13 protein-coding genes and 1 tRNA gene are annotated in these 19,446 nt (G+C 63.9%); 8 read left to right on the forward strand and 6 right to left on the reverse strand.

Annotated elements, in window-relative coordinates:
* Nucleotides 1–84 precede the first annotated feature (84 nt).
* Nucleotides 85–1,920 (reverse strand): ABC transporter ATP-binding protein, encoded by a 1,836-nt coding sequence (locus F6X40_RS11925; protein WP_184071643.1) that lies wholly within the window; start codon nucleotides 1,918–1,920, stop codon nucleotides 85–87.
* A gap of 695 nt (nucleotides 1,921–2,615) precedes the next feature.
* Between F6X40_RS11925 and F6X40_RS11930 the strand changes: the two genes are divergently transcribed.
* The 3 genes from F6X40_RS11930 (at nucleotide 2,616) to F6X40_RS11940 (ending at nucleotide 5,404) form a co-directional block, all read left to right on the forward strand.
* Nucleotides 2,616–3,680, forward strand: a complete 1,065-nt coding sequence (locus F6X40_RS11930) for a glycosyltransferase family 4 protein (protein ID WP_187627994.1) — start codon at nucleotides 2,616–2,618, stop codon at nucleotides 3,678–3,680.
* A gap of 260 nt (nucleotides 3,681–3,940) precedes the next feature.
* Entirely contained in the window at nucleotides 3,941–4,789 is an 849-nt protein-coding gene (locus F6X40_RS11935; RefSeq protein ID WP_187627995.1) for a hypothetical protein, read from the forward strand.
* Between the two features lie 150 nt (nucleotides 4,790–4,939).
* Entirely contained in the window at nucleotides 4,940–5,404 is a 465-nt protein-coding gene (locus tag F6X40_RS11940; RefSeq protein ID WP_184071647.1) for a DUF2214 family protein, read from the forward strand.
* A gap of 84 nt (nucleotides 5,405–5,488) precedes the next feature.
* On the opposite strand, the gene F6X40_RS11945 is transcribed toward F6X40_RS11940, so the two are convergent.
* The 5 genes from F6X40_RS11945 to F6X40_RS11965 all read right to left on the reverse strand — a co-directional run bounded on the left by F6X40_RS11945 (nucleotide 5,489) and on the right by F6X40_RS11965 (nucleotide 10,154).
* A complete protein-coding gene (locus F6X40_RS11945) occupies nucleotides 5,489–7,363 on the reverse strand; it encodes an ABC transporter ATP-binding protein (RefSeq protein ID WP_187627996.1) in 1,875 nt (624 codons plus the stop codon).
* 519 nt (nucleotides 7,364–7,882) lie between these two features.
* Nucleotides 7,883–7,957, reverse strand: a tRNA-Val gene (locus F6X40_RS11950).
* Between the two features lie 48 nt (nucleotides 7,958–8,005).
* The gene (dnaQ, locus tag F6X40_RS11955) at nucleotides 8,006–8,740 is read right to left on the reverse strand and encodes a DNA polymerase III subunit epsilon (protein ID WP_184071651.1); all 735 of its coding nucleotides are present in this window, start codon (nucleotides 8,738–8,740) and stop codon (nucleotides 8,006–8,008) included.
* 80 nt (nucleotides 8,741–8,820) lie between these two features.
* Nucleotides 8,821–9,267 carry a ribonuclease HI gene (gene rnhA, locus F6X40_RS11960; RefSeq protein WP_184028269.1) on the reverse strand — a complete coding sequence of 149 codons (447 nt, stop codon included), beginning with the start codon at nucleotides 9,265–9,267 and terminating at the stop codon, nucleotides 8,821–8,823.
* A complete protein-coding gene (locus tag F6X40_RS11965) occupies nucleotides 9,264–10,154 on the reverse strand; it encodes a class I SAM-dependent methyltransferase (RefSeq protein ID WP_187627997.1) in 891 nt (296 codons plus the stop codon). The genes rnhA and F6X40_RS11965 overlap by 4 nt, the downstream gene beginning before the upstream one ends.
* An 18-nt stretch (nucleotides 10,155–10,172) precedes the next feature.
* On the opposite strand from F6X40_RS11965, the gene gloB reads away from it, so the two are divergent.
* From gloB to carB, 5 genes are all read left to right on the forward strand, one after another.
* The gene (gene gloB / locus F6X40_RS11970) at nucleotides 10,173–10,964 is read left to right on the forward strand and encodes a hydroxyacylglutathione hydrolase (RefSeq protein ID WP_187627998.1); all 792 of its coding nucleotides are present in this window, start codon (nucleotides 10,173–10,175) and stop codon (nucleotides 10,962–10,964) included.
* A gap of 157 nt (nucleotides 10,965–11,121) precedes the next feature.
* Nucleotides 11,122–12,810 (forward strand): transglycosylase SLT domain-containing protein, encoded by a 1,689-nt coding sequence (locus F6X40_RS11975; RefSeq protein WP_187627999.1) that lies wholly within the window; start codon nucleotides 11,122–11,124, stop codon nucleotides 12,808–12,810.
* Between the two features lie 263 nt (nucleotides 12,811–13,073).
* Nucleotides 13,074–14,315 carry an MFS transporter gene (locus F6X40_RS11980; protein ID WP_187628000.1) on the forward strand — a complete coding sequence of 414 codons (1,242 nt, stop codon included), beginning with the start codon at nucleotides 13,074–13,076 and terminating at the stop codon, nucleotides 14,313–14,315.
* Between the two features lie 462 nt (nucleotides 14,316–14,777).
* Complete coding sequence (carA, locus tag F6X40_RS11985) at nucleotides 14,778–15,932, forward strand: glutamine-hydrolyzing carbamoyl-phosphate synthase small subunit (protein WP_187628001.1); 1,155 nt, start codon at nucleotides 14,778–14,780, stop codon at nucleotides 15,930–15,932.
* A gap of 159 nt (nucleotides 15,933–16,091) precedes the next feature.
* Entirely contained in the window at nucleotides 16,092–19,346 is a 3,255-nt protein-coding gene (carB, locus tag F6X40_RS11990) for a carbamoyl-phosphate synthase large subunit (RefSeq protein ID WP_184071661.1), read from the forward strand.
* The last annotated feature ends 100 nt before the right edge of the window (nucleotides 19,347–19,446 follow it).

Below are 19,446 nucleotides of genomic sequence, written 5' to 3' on the forward strand. Positions count from 1 at the left end.
CGCGAGCCAGACAGCAAAAAGCCGCTCCAGGGAGCGGCTTTTTTTTCAAGCGATGCGATGCGCAGCGCGTGGACCAGGCGTGCGTCAGGCTACGTGCTGTTCGTCGACCTTCTTGCCGCCGATATGCAGCGTCTGGCCCTTGCCATACTGCTTCGAGAGCAGGTCGCGATAGAGGCCCGGACGCTGGCGCAGTTCTTCCGGCGTGCCGTCGTCGATGACCTTGCCGGCGCTCATCACGATGATCCGGTCGAAGTTGTTCAGCGTCGACAGACGGTGCGCGATCGCGATCACGGTGCGGCCGACCATCAGGCGGTCGAGCGCCTTCTGGATCGCTTCCTCGGACGCGCTGTCGAGCGCGGACGTGGCTTCGTCGAGCAGCAGGATCGGCGCGTTTTTCAGAATCGCGCGCGCGATTGCGATGCGCTGGCGCTGACCGCCCGACAGCTTCACGCCGCGGTCGCCCACGATCGTGTCGTAGCCTTCCGGCATCGCTTCGATAAAGTCCGCGCAACGCGCCTCGCGCGCGGCGGCGAGCACTTCCTCGCGGCTCGCGTCCGGGCGGCCGTACGCGATGTTCTCGTACACCGTGCGATGGAACAGCGAGATGTCCTGGGGCACCAGCGCAATCGCGTGGCGCAGGCTGTCCTGGGTAATCGACGCGATGTCCTGGCCGTCGATCTTGATCGCGCCACCCTGGGTCTCGTAGAAGCGCTGCAACAGCGCGAGCACGGTCGATTTGCCGGCGCCCGACTTGCCGATCAGCCCGACGCGCTGACCCGGTTCGATATCGAGGTCGAAGTGATCGAGAATCGGCCGGCGGCGCGGATAGGCGAACGTGACGCCGTCGAACGTGACGCGGCCGCCCTGCGGCACGAGTTCGGTCGCGTCGTCGCGATCGGGCATGCCGTGCGGTTCGAGCAGCGTGCGCACGGCCTCTGCGAGTCGCGCGACGTGCTGCGTGACGTCGACGAGCGCGACGGCGAGATCGCGCGTGCCGTGCAGGATCGTGAAGCCGAGCGAGCTGACGAGCACGATGTCGCCCGAGGTCGCGCGGCCCTGGTCCCACAGCCATAGCGCCCAGCCGAGCAGGCCGGCCGACAGCAGCGCGGTGACCACGGCGTGCAGCAGACGCAGCTTTTCCAGGTACAGCAGGCTTTGCTGGCGCGCGTCCATTTCCGACTTGACCGTCGAAGCAAAGCGGTGCTGTTCGCGGAACGTCATGCCGAACGCGCGCACGAGCCCCATATTGCTGATCACGTCGACAAGCTCGCCGTCGACCGATGCCGCCTTGGTCGCGAAATTATGGTGACGCGCGGAACCGCGGCCCGCGAGCTTGTACAGCACGACCGACAGGATCGCCGAGCACAGCATCAGGCCGGCGGCCATCAGCGGGTTCACCGCGATGATCATCACGATCGCGCCGAGCACCGCGATGCACGGCGGCAGCACGTTCCACGCGGTGGTGTTTTCGGCGGTGTAGACGGCGTTCGAGGTCGCGGTGATCCGGCTTGCCAGCATGCCGGGCTGCTTTTCGGCGTAGTAGGTCGGCGAGTGGCCGCTCAGGTACTGAAACAGGTCGCGCCGCAAATCGCCCGTCACGGCGACGAACGTGTGCGCGGCGAACCAGCCGCCGATCCGCCACAACAGGTTGTCGGCAGCGATCAGGCCGACGAGGATCGCGAACGCGCCCCACAGCGGTCCCGGATGATGCCTGCCGCCGCCGAGCACGTCGATCAGATGTTTGATCGCGTACTGCGAAGCGAGTGCGCAGCCCACGGCCGCAAACACGCTGCACAACACGATCGCATGCGCGAGCGGATGGCGGCGGATAAAGCGGAAGAGAAACGCAAGTGGCCGGTGCGCATAGCTCGCGAGCTTGGCGTTCTGGGCGTTACGCTGGGCGATGGTCAAGTGTTCCAATTGTGCTGAGATCGATGTGTTGCGGGTTGTGCATGCAATGCGCGGACCACACGGACAAGCATGGCTCTCCGTGAAGCCGATGTTTCGCATTGTAAACATGCAAAGGCGATTGCGCCCTGTGTATCCGGGCTTTGACGCGATTGATTTCGCGATGGACCTCCGCGATCTGCGTCGTCCCAACACACCAGCCGACGGGCCATTCAGGCAGATTGCGGAAAATTTCGAGATATAATTACAGATTGCATTCAACCGCGCTGCGGCAATTTTGCAATTCCTACCGGCAACGTTGATGGGCAAGAACTCGCAGACACGGTACCGCCGCGCCTCCCGAAACCTCGTGGATACTGTAGAACTATCTTTGAAAACAAGGGTTTGCAAAGTGTTTCGCGTTTGTAACAACGTAAAGACTTTGAAATGCTGCGGTGCTGCAACAATCCGGGCATCGATAATGCGTGCTCATTAGCCCGGCAATTTTTCTGACAGTTTGTCAACGTCGGTGCAACGGGCGCGTTTACTCGCACATGCCCAGTCGCTGATCCACTTGTCCGGGCTCGTTACCAAGCGATCCATCGCAGGATTTCTCAAAAGAATCAGGCCCGCGCCGGCATTTCCGGCCAGACTGCCCTGGCGAGCAAGCGAGTCGCTTTTTCCAAATGCAGTACTTTTGCCTGATTTTTTACTAGGAGTTCGTCAATATGCGAATCGCTCAAATCGCTCCGCTGCACGAGGCGGTTCCTCCCAAGCTGTACGGTGGTACGGAACGCGTGGTGTCCTATCTGACCGAGGCGCTGGTCGAGCAGGGCCACGACGTCACGCTGTTTGCAAGCGGTGATTCGCAAACCTCGGCGAAGCTCGAAGCTTTCTGGCCGCAGGCGCTGCGCCTCGACCCGACGATCCGCGACGTGATGGCGCCGCACATGCTGCTGCTCGAAGAAGTGCGCCGCCGCGCGGACGAATTCGACGTGCTGCATTTCCACATCGACTACTACCCGTTCTCGCTGTTCGCGCGTCAGCCTGTGCCGTTCGTCACGACGCTGCACGGCCGTCTCGATCTGCCTGAACTGCAGCCGATCTTCAACACGTTCAATGACGTGCCGGTCGTGTCGATCTCGGACAACCAGCGCATTCCGCTGCCGCAGGCGCACTGGCTGCAAACCGTCTATCACGGTTTGCCGGAAGACGTGCTCAAGCCGATTCCCAACGTCGAGCCCGGCTACCTCGCATTCCTGGGCCGCGTCTCGCCGGAGAAGGGGCTTGACAGGGCGATTCGCATCGCCGGGCAGGCAGGCATGAAGCTCAAGGTCGCCGCCAAGATCGACAAGGCCGACCGTGCCTACTACGAAGAAGTCATCAAGCCGCTGATGTCGTTGTCGCACATCGAGTACATCGGCGAAATCGGCGAAGCTGAAAAGCGCGAGTTTCTCGGCAATGCGCACGCACTGGTGTTCCCGATCGACTGGCCGGAGCCCTTCGGTCTCGTGATGATCGAGGCGATGGCTTGCGGCACGCCGGTGATCGCGTTCAATCGCGGTTCTGTGCCGGAAGTGATCGAAAACGGCGTGTCGGGTTTCGTCGTCGAGGACGAAATCAGCGCGGTCGCCGCCGTCAAACGTCTGCACACGCTGCCCCGCGCTGGCGTGCGCAAGGCGTTCGAGGCGCGCTTCTCGTCGAAGGTGATGGCGCAGAACTACGTCGCCACCTATGAAGAACTGCTGCGTCGCAAACATCGCACGGTGCTGCGCGAAGTCAACGCGGGCTGATTGGCGATTGTTCCGCCGCGGTTGTTTCGCGGTAGATAAAACGCTGTCGGCAGCAACTCGTTGCACGCTTCCTTCGTTGCTCTGAACGCCCCGCCGGCACGTCGCCGGCGGGGCGTTGTTGCATGCGCGCTGCGTTTTTCGTCGGTGCACAACTGAAAATACGGGTTTCCGCGCGGCGCGAACGAGCCAGTCTCGGTAATATCCCTATAATTGCCGTGCCGCAAATTGGGCTGCGGTGCCGCCGACGACAGGAGGATGCCTTGGCGAGAACGAAAGAGACGCGCGCGAACGCCGCGCCCGGCGCCGGAACGATTTTTACGTTGCGCGCCATCGGTCTCGTGCTCGCCGCCCGCTGGTTTTTCTCGATGTCCGAGATGAAGCTGACCACCGCGCTGACCGCGATGGCGTCTTCACCGTGGGCATGTATCAACCTCGTTTTTCTGTTCCTGCTGATCTTCCTGCCGGGCGCGCGCGCCGTCGCGGAGCGTCCGTTCCATCCGTTGCCGCAATGGCTGCGTCAGTCGCTGCGCCTGTTCGCGTTCCTCGGGTTTCTGTTTGCGCTGTGGTCGGTCGGCGCGTTCGTCGCGAGCGCAGGCTGGCGTCGCGCGATGCAGGCGGTCGCGGCCAGCAACGGTTGGCTCGTCGCGGCGCCGGTGCTGTATGCGATCGTCTTGTGGATCTGCCGGCCGCTGCCGTTGTGGCGTACCAATGTGGCGGCGCGGCGCTTTGCGATCGGCCGCTATGCGGTGTCGCTCGATCCGCTGACCCGCACCGTCGTCGTGTGGGCTGAGCGGCGCAAGGTGGGGCAATACGATGCGCGCGAATTGTCGGTGCGCTGGGCGAGCGGTTCCAATGCGCTCGCGACGCCGGCGCCCGCGGTCGCGTTCGGCGCGGCGGGCAAGGCCGGCGCGTCAGCGGCGCCGATAGGGTCGGTCGCGGCGCCCTCGCTTGCGCGCAGCGCGTTCGGCGTACGTCCGAAGGTCGAGTTGCTGTGGGATTCGCCGGCCGCCGCGGGTCATAACCGGCAGACCGTTTTCCGCGCCGCGCTGACGACCGAAGGCGATCGCGTCGCCGCCCGCGCGCTCGACACGACGCTGCGCCAGGTCTGACGCTGCATGTTTTGTGCTATCGGTCACATCGCGTGGCCGATGCACGCATCCCGAAGCGAAGCTTCGTCGATAATGCAATCAAGGCGCCCGGCCTGCAGGCGGGCGAGTGGGACACTCATCGATCGTATCGCGTCTTTCGCAGGAGTCGCCATGCTGGTTCGCTGGTTGCTTGCCGCCCTTCATCTGCTCGCGTATGGTTTTGCGCTCGCGTCGATTCTCAGACGCACGTGGTCGCTGCGTCGCGCGTCGGTGCCCGCCGCGTTGCGTTCGGTGTTCCGCGCCGATTCAGGCTGGGGCATCGCCGCGCTGGTGCTGATCGTGACCGGCCTGATGCGCATGTTCGGTAGCTATGAGAAGGGCGCCGACTACTACCTGCACCAGCCGCTCTTTCACGTGAAGATGACGTTGCTGGTGCTGATCCTGATCCTCGAAGTGCCCACGATGCTCGGCCTGATGCGCTGGCGCGCGTCGATCCGCAGCGGCGCGGCGCCGAATCTGAAGAAGGCGCGATCTTACGCGCATTTCAGCGTGATCCAGACCGTGCTGCTGGTTCTGATGGTGTTTGCCGCGACCGGAATGGCGCGCGGCATCGGGTTGCCCGCCGGCGCGGTGTAGCGCGGCGGGTCTTCTATTGCCAGGGGCTGGTGGCGCCGGGCGTGGCATCGTTTGCCGTGAAGCCTGGTGCATGCCCACGTCGCGCTAGCCGACCAACAAGCCAGAATCGTCGACCCGGTCGGCTTTGACCTTTGCCGACTCGCGCACGAGCTCCGGCTCGCCGAGACCCTTGATCAGTTCCAGCGCCTGACGCTCGAACAAGCGACGGTACAAGCCGTTGTCGCGTTTGATCAGCGCGTCGTGGCTGCCTTCCTCGATCACCTTGCCCTTGTCGAGCACGAGGAGCCGGTCGAGCGCGCGCACCGTCGACAGCCGATGCGCGACCACCAGCGTCGTGCGCCCCTGCATCAGCCGCTCCATCGCGCGCTGGATCAGCACTTCGCTTTCGCTGTCGAGGCTCGACGTGGCTTCGTCCAGAATCAGGATCGGCGCGTCGGCGAGAAAAGCCCGCGCGATCGCGACGCGTTGACGCTCGCCGCCCGATAGCTTGATGCCGCGTTCGCCGACCAGCGTGTCGTAGCCGTTCGGCAGCGCGGCGATGAAGTCGTGCGCGCTCGCGAGCCGCGCGGCCCGCTCGATGTCGGCGCGGCTCGCGCCGGGCCGTCCATACGCGATGTTCTCGGCAAGCGAGCGGTGAAACAGTAGCGGCTCCTGCTGGACGATCGCGATCTGGCTGCGCAGCGACGCTTGCTGGACCTGCGCGATGTCCTGGCCGTCGATCGTGATCCGCCCGCCCGAAATGTCGTGAAGGCGCTGGATCAGCTTGATGAAGGTCGTCTTGCCCGAGCCGGAATGACCGACCAGCCCGACGCGCTCGCCCGGCGCGATGCGGATGGAAAAGTCGTCGTAGAGCGGCCGGCTGTGCGCGCCATAGTGAAACGACACGTGCTCGAAGCGGATCTCGCCGTCGCGGATCGCGATGGCGCCGGCGCCGGGACGATCCTCGACGCCGAGCGGCTGACTATCGAGCGACACGAGCTCCTCCATGTCGTTGACCGAGCGCTGCAGGTTACGGATGTGCATGCCGATGTCACGCAGATAGCCTTGCAGCATGAAGAACATCGTCAGCGCGAACGTGATGTCGCCGACGCTCGCTTCGCCGCGTGCCCACAGCAGTAGCGCCACGCCGAGAATCGCCGCCTGGATCGCGGCCAGCATGCCGCCCTGGAGGCCGCCGTTGAGCGTGCCGCGCACCCACGTGCGGCGTGTGCGTTGCCGCCATTTGCCGATCACGCGCGCGAGGCGCGCTTCCTCGCGCGCTTCCGCGCCGAATGCCTTGACGACGCCGTTGCAGCTGACCGCATCGGCGAGCGCGCCGCCCATGCGTGTGTCCCACGCGTTCGCGAGACGCGCGGACGGCGCGACGAAGCCCAGCGACACCGTCACGGTCACGCCGATATACAGCAGCGAGCCGATGCCGACGACGATGCCCATCATGAGCCAGCGCGAGCCGAGCAGCAGGGTCGCGCCGATCAGCATCGCCAGCGATGGCAGCAGCGCGATCAGCAGCGTGTCATTCAGCAGGTCGAGCGCCCACATGCCGCGCGTGATCTTGCGCACGGTCGAGCCGGCGAAGCTGTTCGCGTGCCAGTCGGTCGAAAAGCGCTGCACGCGCTGAAACGCGCGCGCGGCGATCTCGCTCATCATCTTCAGCGTGAAGCGGATGATGTTGAAGTACACGCCTTGGCGCAGCAGCGTCGCGGTGAGGCCGAGCGCGGCGAGCGCGCCGAAGGCCGCGAGCGCGTGATGCCAGACGGGCGCCGACGACGCCGGACCGGCCGCGATCGCGTCGACGAGACGTCCGGCGAAGACCGGCGTCAGGATGTCCGCGCCCGCCGTGAACAGCGCGAGCGCCGCGATCACGACGATGCGCCCCGGCTGTTGCGCCCAGTGACGGAAGGTGAAGCCGAGGACATCCTTGAAGGCTTGTCCGCGAAAGTCGAGTTTTCTGTTGGCCATTTGCTTTGGGCCCGGCGAAGCGCGAGCGCGCCGAGATTCCAGTCAGAAGCGAAAAAGGGGTAGACAGCCAGCGGATGCCGGAATCCGCGCGGCAAGGCGCGAAAAAATACGACGGCAAACAACGGCAACGGAACAACGGACTGTCTGGAATGAACGCGGTGCGCCTGCCGAGGCGGCGGCGCATCAGCGACAACGCTGCGGCTTCAAGGTCGCATCGGTCGTGGCGGACGGGCCGGCGGTCGTGGAACCATGCGGGGGAGCGCGCGATGCACTGCAAACATGTGGCGCTTCCCTGAGATGGTTCAAGATGGAGAAACCGGACGGAGCCGGACCGGGCGAATGCCCGTTTGCCGAATATAGCAATAGTGCGGGGCGCTCGCCAACCTACGGAACGACGTGGTTCTATAGCCAACGATATCTCGTATGGCGCACGCGACGTTATTTGCCGGCAAATAGAAAAAGGGCTTACGCATTGCTGCGTAAGCCCTTTTGTCTTCGGTGATCGACACACCAAGAATCTGGTGGGTAGTACTGGGATCGAACCAGTGACCCCTGCCGTGTGAAGGCAGTGCTCTACCGCTGAGCTAACCACCCGAAGAGATCGAAATTATGTCAGGGAATTTAGGGTTCGTCTAGTCTTTTTTAAGCAGTTTGCTCATCAGTTGCCGGGGCGGGTTCAAGACGCCATACGCTCGCGCCTTTGAGCGCCTTGTCGAGATCGTCGAGTACGGCTTCGTGCGCGGTGCTTTCGTCGTCGCTCGCAGCGATCACGACCAGCTCCAGCGAGTCGAGTGCGACGCGCGGCGCATGCGTATCGCCGCCGGCCTGCGCTTCGCCGAGCATGTCGATGACGAGGCTTTCCTGACCGCGCGTCATCGCCAGATAGACCTCGGCGAGCAGTTCCGAGTCGAGCAGCGCGCCGTGCAGCGTACGGTGCGCATTGCTGATGCCGAAGCGGTCGCACAGCGCATCGAGCGAATTGCGCTTGCCGGGGAACATCTGCTTGGCTTGCGCGAGCGTGTCGATAATCTCGCCGCAGTGCATGCTCACTGGCGGCAGACCGAGCAGCGCGAACTCGGCGTCGAGAAAGCCGATGTCGAATGGCGCGTTGTGGATGATCAGGTCCGCGTCCTGGATGAAATCGCGGAACTGGTCGATGATCTCCGCGAACTTCGGCTTATCGCTCAAAAATTCCGTGGTGAGGCCGTGCACCGCGAGCGCGCCCGGATCGCTGTCGCGCTCGGGGTTGATATAGAAGTGCAGGTTGTTGCCGGTCAGCCGGCGGTTCACGAGCTCGACGCAACCGAGTTCGAGAATCCGGTCGCCGCCGCGGGCGTTCAGGCCGGTAGTTTCGGTATCGAGGATCAGTTGACGCATGTCGGATTAGCCTGCTTCGAAAAAATTGCGGAAAAAAGCGGGGAGGGCGGCGCGCGGTGTTGCCGATGCGCGCACGCTCTTTACATCTCGGCGAGCGATGCAACGCCGCGATTGGCCAACTGATCGGCGCGCTCGTTTTCCGGGTGGCCATTGTGGCCGCGCACCCAGCGCCATTCAATCTCGTGTTGCGCGACGAGCGCATCGAGCCGCTTCCACAGATCGGCGTTCTTGACCGGCTGTTTCGCCGCGGTGACCCAGCCTTTCTTCTTCCAGCCGTGAATCCACTCGCTGATGCCTTTCTGTACGTACTGCGAGTCGGTGTGCACGATCGCCTTGCACGGGCGCTTCAACGCCTCGAGCGCGGAAATCACGCCCATCAGCTCCATGCGATTGTTGGTCGTGTTGGCCTCGCCGCCGAACAGTTCTTTTTCCTGGCTGCCGAAGCGCAGCAACGCGCCCCAGCCGCCAGGGCCGGGATTGCCCTTGCAGGCGCCGTCGGTATAGATGTCGATGTGATCTGGAGTCATTCGGTGTGGTTTCGTGTGTTCGGGGTGGCGGCGGGCGCGAGGCCTGCCGCGAGCACGGGCTTTTTCACTTTGAGCGGCCCGACGAGACGCATGCCGCGCACGCGTTTGATCGCCTTGATCATGTAGGTGGCGCCGAAAATCGGCCACCAGCGGTCGCCGGCGGCTTCCATGAAGCCGTAACGCGCGAGCCATTGATCGCTCGCGAGCGGCGGACGATAGCAGCCGAAGCGCCCGCGTTCAAGGTCGAAGCCGAGCAGCTTGATCCAGTCCTTCAGGCGCGTGAACGCGATCAGATCGACGGCGGAGGGCACGAACGGGCGGCCTGTCATCTTGCCGATCGACTGCCGTACTCCCCACAGCGACAACGAGTTGAAGCCGAGGATGATCAGTTGGCCTTCAGGCACCAGCACGCGTTCGGCTTCGCGCAACAACCGATGCGGGTCGCTGGTGAATTCGAGCGTATGCGGCATCACGAGCAGGTCGACGCTTTGCGCTTCGAACGGCAGATCGAGCAGGTCGCACCAGACCGCGCTGCGCCCGGCCGGCGCGTGCAGACCAGGGGCGCCTCGCGCGGCGTTCGAGGGGTTGTCGTCGCCAGCGTCGCCAGCGTTGCCCGCGCTGCTGATGCCGCTCACGCTGCCACGACGTGCCCAGCGCGGATACGTGTACGGCGCGCTCGCGCCGCTCGCCGCGTCGAGCACGAGGCCGCGGCACGGCATGCGGTTCTCGCGCAACGCATCGAGCTGCGGCAGGCCGAGTTGCAGCGCATGATAGCCGAACACGTCCGACACCACGCGATCGAGCTGGGTTTGCTCCCAGTCGAGCACGTAGCGGCCTGGCGGCGAATCGGTCCAGGCGGGCCAGTCTATAATCGCTCGGTCAGTCATATTAAAAATGCGTCGCCTATGAATGCGCTCGAGTACGTACCGGTCCCGGCGTTTGAAGACAATTACATCTGGGTCATTGCCGACGGACACCACGCGGTCGTCGTCGATCCGGGCGAAGCCGCCCCTGTGCGCGCCTGTCTGGCCCAACGAGGCTGGCGGCTGAGCGCTATTTTACTCACGCACCATCATCAAGACCACGTCGGCGGGGTGGCCGATCTGCTGAACGGCCAGGACGTGCCGGTCTACGGCCCCGCCGGCGAAGCGATCGCGCACCTGACACATCGTCTCAAAAGTGGCGATCACGTGACGATCGCTGTACCCGCACTTGAATTCAGCGTGCTCGACGTGCCCGGTCACACGAGCGGACACATCGCCTATTTCCAGGCGGCCGATACGCGCGGCACGCCGCACGTGTTTTGCGGCGACACACTGTTCGCGTGCGGTTGCGGGCGCCTTTTCGAAGGCACGCCGCAGCAGATGCTGAATTCGCTCGATGCGCTCGCCGCGCTGCCCGGCGCAACCGAAGTGCATTGCGCACACGAATACACGCTGTCGAACATTCGCTTCGCGCTCGCTTGCGAGCCGCACAATGCCGAACTGCAGGCGTGGCGCGACAAGGCGAACGAGTTGCGCGCCCGCCACCAGCCGACGCTGCCGACCACGATCGCGCACGAGCGCGCGGTCAATCCGTTCCTGCGCGCAGGCGAGCCGGCGATCCAGTCGAACCTCGAAGCACGATTGCACGAAACGGTGTCTGACCGGCTGAAGGCCTTCACATTGATGCGCGAATGGAAGAACCGCTTCCGTTGATCCGGAGCGCATTCGGCGGTTCTTCACGCGATGAATCGGAAAAATTCGCCAAGCCCCAGATTTGGTTGATTTTTTTCTTGATTTTCCAATTGACGGAAACGTTGACGTTTCGTACTATCGGCTGCAAATTCCAGCCCTTGTGGAAACCGAGACGTTCATGCGATTTATCTTAAGTGCGTTATTGGTCCTGACACTCGCCGCGTGCGCGAGTCAGGGACCGACGACGAATACCGCCACTAACCCCGCCAGCCAGCAGGCCGTAGCCGACGCCCTTCGCAAGAACGCCACCGCTAAAGAAACCATCAACGTCGACCAGAGCTCCGTCAATCAGTTGACGAGCCAGGACGCCGATCTGTGGGGCCGCATTCGCCGTGGCTTCCAGATGCCGGACCTGCAGAGCGACCTCGTCGACATGCAGCTGAACTGGTATCTGCAGCGTCCCGATTACGTGCAGCGCATGACCGAGCGCTCGCAGAAATACCTGTATCACATCGTCGAGGAACTTGAGTCGCGCCATATGCCGACCGAGCTCGCGCTCCTGCCGTTCATCGAGTCTGCATATAGCCCGCAGGCTTTGTCGGTCGCCAAGGCTGCGGGTATGTGGCAGTTCATGCCGGGCACGGGCCGGACCTACAACCTGAAGCAGAACATGTGGCAGGACGAGCGCCGCGACGTGCTTGCGTCGACCAGTGCTGCGCTCGACTACCTGTCGAACCTGCACGACATGTTCGGCGACTGGCAACTCGCGCTCGCTGCGTATAACTGGGGCGAGGGCAACGTGCAGCGCGCGATCGCGCGCAACGAGGCGGCGGGTCTGCCGACCGACTACATGAGCCTGCGTCTGCCGAACGAAACGCGCAACTACGTGCCGAAGCTGCAAGCGGTCAAGAACCTCGTGATGAACCCGCAGATGTACGGGCTCACCCTGCCGTCTATTCCGAACCACCCGTACTTCGTGACGGTCACGACCTCGCACGACATCGACGTCGACGTCGCCGCGCGGCTCGCCAACATGTCGACGGACGAGTTCCGTTCGCTGAACCCGTCGTTCAGGAAGCCGGTGATTCTCGGCGCGACGCAGCCGCAGATTCTGTTGCCTTTCGACAACGCGTCCGCGTTCGAGCGCAATCTGAAAACGTACTCGGGCTCGCTGTCGTCCTGGACCACCTACACTGTCGATGCACGCGCGACGCCCGCGGCGATCGCACAGAAGATCGGCGTCGACCCCGACACGCTGATGGAAGTGAACAAGATTCCGGTCGGTATGCGCCTGAAGCCGGGCTCGACGATCGTCGTGCCGCGCGGCTCGGACGACGACGAGGACATCAGCGCCGACGTCGCCGAAAGCGCGGTGCTCGCGATGGAACCCGACGTACCCGACACGCGCAAGATGCTGATCCGCGTGCGTCGCAATCAGTCGATGGCGGCCATCGCGGTGCGCTACGGCGTGTCGGTCGGTCAGCTGAAGGCGTGGAACAGGACGCATCGCGATCAGGTTTCGCGCGGCCAGGTGATCGTGCTGCACGTGCCGGTCGGCAAGCCGGTACCCAGCGAGCCGGGTCCGGAAAAGATCGCCGCCGACGTGCAAGGCGGCAGTGTGCAGAAGATTGGCGTCCACGTCGCAGACACACACGGTGAATCGCGCTACGATAAGAAGAAAGGGCGCGGCCACTCCGCCGTCGTCAAGGTCTCCGAGCCGGGCGGCAAGGGTAACAAGCCGGCGGCGCCCGTTGCCAGCAAGGGCAAGGTCGAGAAGGTCTCGGCCTCGGAGCCCGGCAAGGCGTCGAAGGCCGCGGCTGAGAGCCGCCCGAAGACCGTGGCCAACGCGAAGAAGAAGGGTAAATAGACCAATAGCGGCTCTCACGGTAGTGACCACATGCGTTGCGGGGGCAGCGCATGGATTGCGCTCCGATCACGTACCGTGTTCATCCAACGCCGTCACCTCAGGGTGACGGCGTTTTTCATTTCGCGGACGATTCCTGCGCGTTTGCGGTATTTACTTTATTGTTCGTGCTTCGGCCGCGTTGGCCGCGGGGTGCCGGTCCGTCCTGATCCGTCCGAACCTCGGGAGAGGTTCTTGAGGTCATTTCCAGGTTTACTTCCTGATTTATGTCGTCGACCCAACTGCGCGTCTTTCTGCTTTTTTCCGCCGGCTACTTCGTCTCTTACGTGTTTCGCGGCGTCAATCTTGGTTTCGCGCCGTTCATCACGCGCGATCTCGGTCTGTCAGCCGCCGATCTGGGTGTCCTGACGAGTCTGTATTTCCTCGGTTTCGCGGGCGCGCAGATCCCCGCTGGCGTGCTGCTCGATCACTTCGGCGCGCGTCGGGTGACCTCCGTCACGTTGCTTTTTGCCGCGCTCGGCATCTGGGTATTCGGCGCCGCGCACAGCCTCGGCATGATGATGGTCGGGCGGCTGCTGATCGGCGTTGGCGTGTCGGTGTGCCTCGGCGCCGCGTTCAAGGCGCTCGCGCAGCATTTTCCGGTGGCGCGTTTGCCATTGATGAACGGGCTTGTGATGGCGATCGGCGGTTTCGGCGGCGTGATGGTCGGTTCGCCGCTCACGTGGGTGCTCGGTTTTTCCAGCTGGCGCCCGGTTTGCGTCGGACTCGGTGTGCTGACGGTAGCGGTTGCGCTCGCGCAATGGACGCTCGCTCCGGACGTGTGCGAAACGCATCGCCAGGCGAGCATCGTCGCGCAGTTCAAGGGTACGTGGCACATCCTGCGCAGCGCGGCTTTCTGGAAAATCGCGTCGTTCTCGGTCGTTACGCAAGGCGTCTTCTACGCGATGCAGTCGTTGTGGGTCGGAGCATGGCTGCGCGACGTACAAGGCTTCGAGCCGCACCAGGCGGCGGCGCTCGTGTCGATTCTCGGCTTCGCGATGATGGCCGGCTGCGTCGGTTTCGGCGCGGCGGCGCGTAGTCTCGAGCGGCGCGGCCTCTCGCTGTACGCGTTCTGCGGCATCGGCATGGCGCTATATGTGCTGACGCAGATGCTCATCATGTTTAACGCGCCGTTGCCGGCGAGCCTGTTGTGGGCCGCCTACGGCATCTTCGGCGGCACCGGGATTCTGAGCTACGCGGTGATGGCGCGGCATTTCCCGCCGCAGATGATAGGCCGGGTCAACACGACGCTGACGCTAATTATTTTTCTGCTGATCTTCGGTTTCCAGATCGGCGTTGGCGCGGTGCTGTCGCACTGGCCGGCGAGCGGCGGGCATTACCCGGCGCTCGCGCATCTGAGCGCATGGGAAATCCTCGTCGCGCTGCAGGTGCTGAGTGCGATCTGGTACGTGTTGCCGGGTCGGCAGCTTGTCCGTTCGGGCGAGATGCGCGCGGAACAGGAGGCCTGAACGGCCGCGCCAGGCCTTGCGTCGGACCCGGAGGGGCCGCCACGGCGGTTCGGTCCCCGTCAATAGTGGTGTCTCGACAGAACCGCATAGACAGGCGTGGCAAGTACCTGGCGACGCGGCCCGGCAAGGCTTTGAAGGTCCGCCCAGGCACGTCGCCTCAACGCCTCGTCCTATCTCCCATTTGGAGGGAACAGTGGACTCAGGCTATAATTTGAAGGTTTGAGCTTATCCACCCGCACCCTAGCGCCTACCTCCCCCATACCGTTCATCCGCCGCGCGCCATTGGCGAAGCAAGAAGGGCTCCACACCCAGCCGAGTCGTCCACACAATGGACCCATCGCGCCCCTTGCAGCGTCACCGGCAGCTCGCGAGCGAGTCTGCGCGCGCATCCACGATGTGTTTCGCTGCGGCTTGCAATCGGATAGACAGGTGGCAACAGGGTGTTCCCCCAAGGAGTCTCCCGTGTTGCCGTCATTTTCTCCCGCTCTACTCGCGCTCGCCGACGGCACGGTCTTTCGTGGTTATTCGATCGGCGCCCCCGGGCATACCATCGGTGAAGTCGTGTTCAACACTGCCATCACCGGCTATCAGGAAATCCTGACTGACCCGAGCTACGCGCGCCAGATCGTGACCCTCACGTACCCGCATATCGGCAACGTCGGCGTGAACGCCGAAGACGTCGAAGCGACGAAAGTCCATGCCGCCGGCCTGATCATCCGTGATCTGCCGGTTCTCGCGTCGAACTTCCGCATGGAGGGCACGCTCCCGCAATATCTGCAGGACGAAGGCGTGGTGGCCATCGCCGGCATCGACACTCGCAAGCTGACCCGCCTCCTGCGCGACAAGGGCGCGCAAAACGGCGCGATCCTCGCTGGTTCCGACGACGAAGCGAAGGCCATCGAACTCGCGCGCTCGTTCCCGGGCCTCGCCGGCATGGACCTCGCGAAGGTCGTGTCGAGCCAGGAAACCTACGAGTGGACCAAAACCGAATGGCGTCTGGGCACGGGCTACGGCGAGCAGAAAGCGCCGACGTACCGCGTGGTCGCATTCGACTACGGCGTCAAGCAGAACATCCTGCGCATGCTGGCCGAGCGCGGCTGCCATGTCACCGTGCTGCCGGCGCAAGCGAGCGCCGCTGACGCGCTCGCGCTCAACCCCGACGGCGTGTTCCTGTCGAACGGCCCGGGCGACCCTGAGCCGTGCGACTACGCGATCGCGGCGACCAGGGAGTTCATCGAGCGCGGCATTCCGACCTTCGGCATCTGCCTGGGCCACCAGATCATGGGCCTCGCGGTCGGCGCGAAGACGATGAAGATGAAGACCGGCCATCACGGCGCGAACCATCCGGTCAAGGATCTCGAAGACGGCCGCGTGGTGATCACGTCGCAGAACCATGGTTTCGCGGTCGATGCCGACACGCTGCCCGCCAACGCGCGCGTGACCCACGTGTCGCTGTTCGACGGCACGCTGCAGGGCTTCGCGCTGACCGACAAGCCGGCGTTCTGCTTCCAGGGCCACCCGGAAGCATCGCCCGGTCCGAACGACATCGCCTACCTGTTCGACCGCTTCACCGCGTTGATGGACGCGCACAAGAACGGCAAGAGCGCAGCGGCTTGAAGTAGTACAGGCCGGCCGCAGAGGCCAGCCGGAAGCGGCTCGCGGCGGCCGCCGCCGCAGCCCGCGGCGCTACGCGGCGGGCATGCCGCGAAACAGCGCGCGCAACGTGAAAACGGCGCGCCGACGGAAAGAATTCAGGAATACATTAGCGAGAGCGTTATGCCCAAGCGGACAGACATCAAGAGCATCCTCATCATCGGCGCGGGTCCGATCATCATCGGTCAGGCGTGCGAGTTCGATTATTCGGGCGCGCAGGCATGCAAGGCGCTGCGTGAGGAAGGCTACAAGGTCATTCTCGTCAACAGCAATCCGGCGACGATCATGACCGACCCGAACACGGCCGACGTGACCTATATCGAGCCGATCACGTGGGAAGTGGTCGAGCGCATCATCGCGAAGGAGCGCCCGGACGCGATCCTGCCGACGATGGGCGGCCAGACCGCGCTGAACTGCGCGCTCGACCTGCACGCGCACGGCGTGCTGGCGAAGTACGAGGTCGAGCTGATCGGCGCATCGCCGGAAGCGATCGACAAAGCGGAAGACCGCCAGAAGTTCAAGGACGCGATGACCAGGATCGGCCTCGGTTCGGCCAAGTCGGGCACCGCGCATTCGATGGAAGAAGCGCTGCAGGTGCAGGCGAAGATCGCCGTGGAAACTGGCAGCGGCGGCTATCCGGTCGTGATCCGTCCGTCGTTCACGCTGGGCGGCTCGGGCGGCGGCATCGCGTACAACCGCGACGAGTTCGAAGAGATCTGCAAGCGTGGGCTCGATCTGTCGCCGACGCGCGAGCTGCTGATCGAAGAGTCGCTGCTCGGCTGGAAAGAGTACGAAATGGAAGTGGTCCGCGACAAGGCGGATAACTGCATCATCGTCTGCTCGATCGAAAACCTCGACCCGATGGGCATCCACACCGGCGACTCGATCACGGTCGCTCCGGCGCAGACGCTGACCGACAAGGAATACCAGATCCTGCGTAACGCGTCGCTCGCGGTGCTGCGCGAGATCGGCGTCGACACGGGCGGCTCGAACGTGCAGTTCTCGATCAATCCGAAAGACGGCCGCATGATCGTGATCGAAATGAACCCGCGCGTGTCGCGCTCGTCGGCGCTGGCGTCGAAGGCAACCGGCTTCCCGATCGCGAAGGTCGCGGCGAAGCTGGCGGTCGGCTACACGCTGGATGAACTCAAGAACGAAATCACCGGCGGCCAGACCCCGGCATCGTTCGAACCGACGATCGACTACGTCGTCACGAAGATCCCGCGTTTCGCGTTCGAGAAATTCCGTGAAGCCGATTCGCGCCTGACCACGCAGATGAAGTCGGTCGGCGAAGTGATGGCGATCGGCCGCACGTTCCAGGAGTCGTTCCAGAAAGCGCTGCGCGGCCTCGAAGTCGGCGTCGATGGTCTCGATGAAAAGACCGCCAATCGCGACGAGATCATCCGCGAGATCGGCGAAGCTGGTCCGGATCGCATCTGGTATGTTGGCGACGCGTTCCGTGTGGGCATGAGCGCGCAAGAGATCTTCGAGGAGACCGCGATCGACCCGTGGTTCCTCGCACAGATCGAACAGATCGTGCTGAAGGAAAATGCGCTGGCAGGCCGCACGCTGGCGAGCCTGACGAAGGAGGAGCTGAAGTATCTGAAACAGAGCGGCTTCTCGGATCGTCGTCTGGCCAAGCTGCTCGGCGCGAAGCCGGCGGACGTGCGCGCGCGTCGTATCGAGTTGAACGTGCGTCCGGTGTATAAGCGCGTCGACACCTGCGCGGCCGAGTTCGCAACCAGGACCGCGTACATGTACTCGACCTACGAGGAAGAGTGCGAAGCGAATCCGACCAGCAACAGGAAGATCATGGTGCTGGGCGGCGGCCCGAACCGGATCGGCCAGGGTATCGAGTTCGACTACTGCTGCGTGCATGCCGCGCTCGCGATGCGCGAGGACGGCTATGAAACGATCATGGTCAACTGCAACCCGGAAACCGTGTCGACCGACTACGACACCTCCGACCGTCTGTACTTCGAATCGCTGACGCTCGAAGACGTGCTCGAAATCGTCGACAAGGAAAAGCCGGTCGGCGTGATCGTGCAGTACGGCGGCCAGACGCCGCTGAAGCTCGCGCTCGACCTCGAGGCGAACGGTGTGCCGATCATCGGTACGTCGCCGGACATGATCGACGCGGCCGAAGACCGCGAGCGCTTCCAGAAGCTGCTGCAGGACCTCGGTCTGCGCCAGCCGCCGAACCGCACCGCGCGCGCCGAAGACGAAGCACTGAAGCTCGCCGACGAAATCGGCTATCCGCTCGTCGTGCGTCCGTCGTACGTGCTGGGCGGCCGCGCGATGGAAATCGTCCACGAGCCGCGAGATCTCGAGCGCTATATGCGCGAGGCGGTGAAGGTGTCGAACGACTCGCCGGTGCTGCTCGACCGCTTCCTGAACGACGCGATCGAATGCGACGTGGATTGCATTTCCGATGGCGATGCCGTGTTCATCGGCGGCGTGATGGAGCACATCGAACAGGCGGGCGTGCACTCGGGCGACTCGGCCTGCTCGCTGCCGCCGTATTCGCTATCGAAGGCGACCGTCGCCGAACTGAAGAGCCAGACCGCTGCGATGGCGAAGGCGCTGAACGTGGTCGGCCTGATGAACGTGCAGTTCGCGATCCAGCAGGTACCGCAGGCTGACGGCTCGAAGGACGACGTCATCTACGTGCTCGAAGTGAACCCGCGCGCGTCGCGCACGGTGCCGTACGTGTCGAAGGCGACCAGCCTGCCGCTCGCGAAGATCGCAGCGCGCGCGATGGTCGGCCAGAAGCTCGCCGCGCAAGGCGTGACGAAGGAAGTCGAGCCGCCGTACTTCAGCGTGAAGGAAGCGGTGTTCCCGTTCGTCAAGTTCCCCGCGGTCGACCCGGTGCTCGGACCTGAAATGCGTTCGACCGGCGAAGTGATGGGCGTCGGCCAGACGTTCGGCGAGGCTCTGTTCAAGTCGCAGCTCGCGGCGGGTTCGCGTCTGCCCGAATCGGGCACGGTGCTGCTGACCGTGATGGACGCCGACAAACCGAAGGCAGTCGAAGTCGCGCGCATGCTGCACGAGCTCGGCTACCCGATCGTCGCGACCAAGGGCACGGCTGCCGCGATCGAAGCGGCCGGCGTGCCAGTCAAGGTCGTCAACAAGGTGAAGGACGGCCGTCCGCACATCGTCGACATGATCAAGAACGGCGAGATCGCGCTCGTTTTCACGACCGTCGACGAAACGCGCGCGGCGATCGCCGATTCGCGTTCGATCCGCATGAGCGCGCAGGCGAACAAGGTCACCTACTACACGACGATGTCGGGCGCGCGCGCGGCGGTGGAGGGTCTTCGTTATCTGAAGAACCTGGAAGTCTATGATTTACAAGGACTCCATGCTCGCCTAAACTAAGGCTTCGACTAGCTGTCCAAGATGTAAGTGCCGCGGTTAAGCGGCGTTCCGCAGGTGCTGCGGCCTGGGTTTGTCCACGGGCGGCGGCTTTCGCGGAATG

Origin of the sequence: Paraburkholderia sp. UCT31 (assembly GCF_014397655.1) — a bacterium.
In the GTDB taxonomy this organism is placed as follows: domain Bacteria; phylum Pseudomonadota; class Gammaproteobacteria; order Burkholderiales; family Burkholderiaceae; genus Paraburkholderia; species Paraburkholderia tuberum.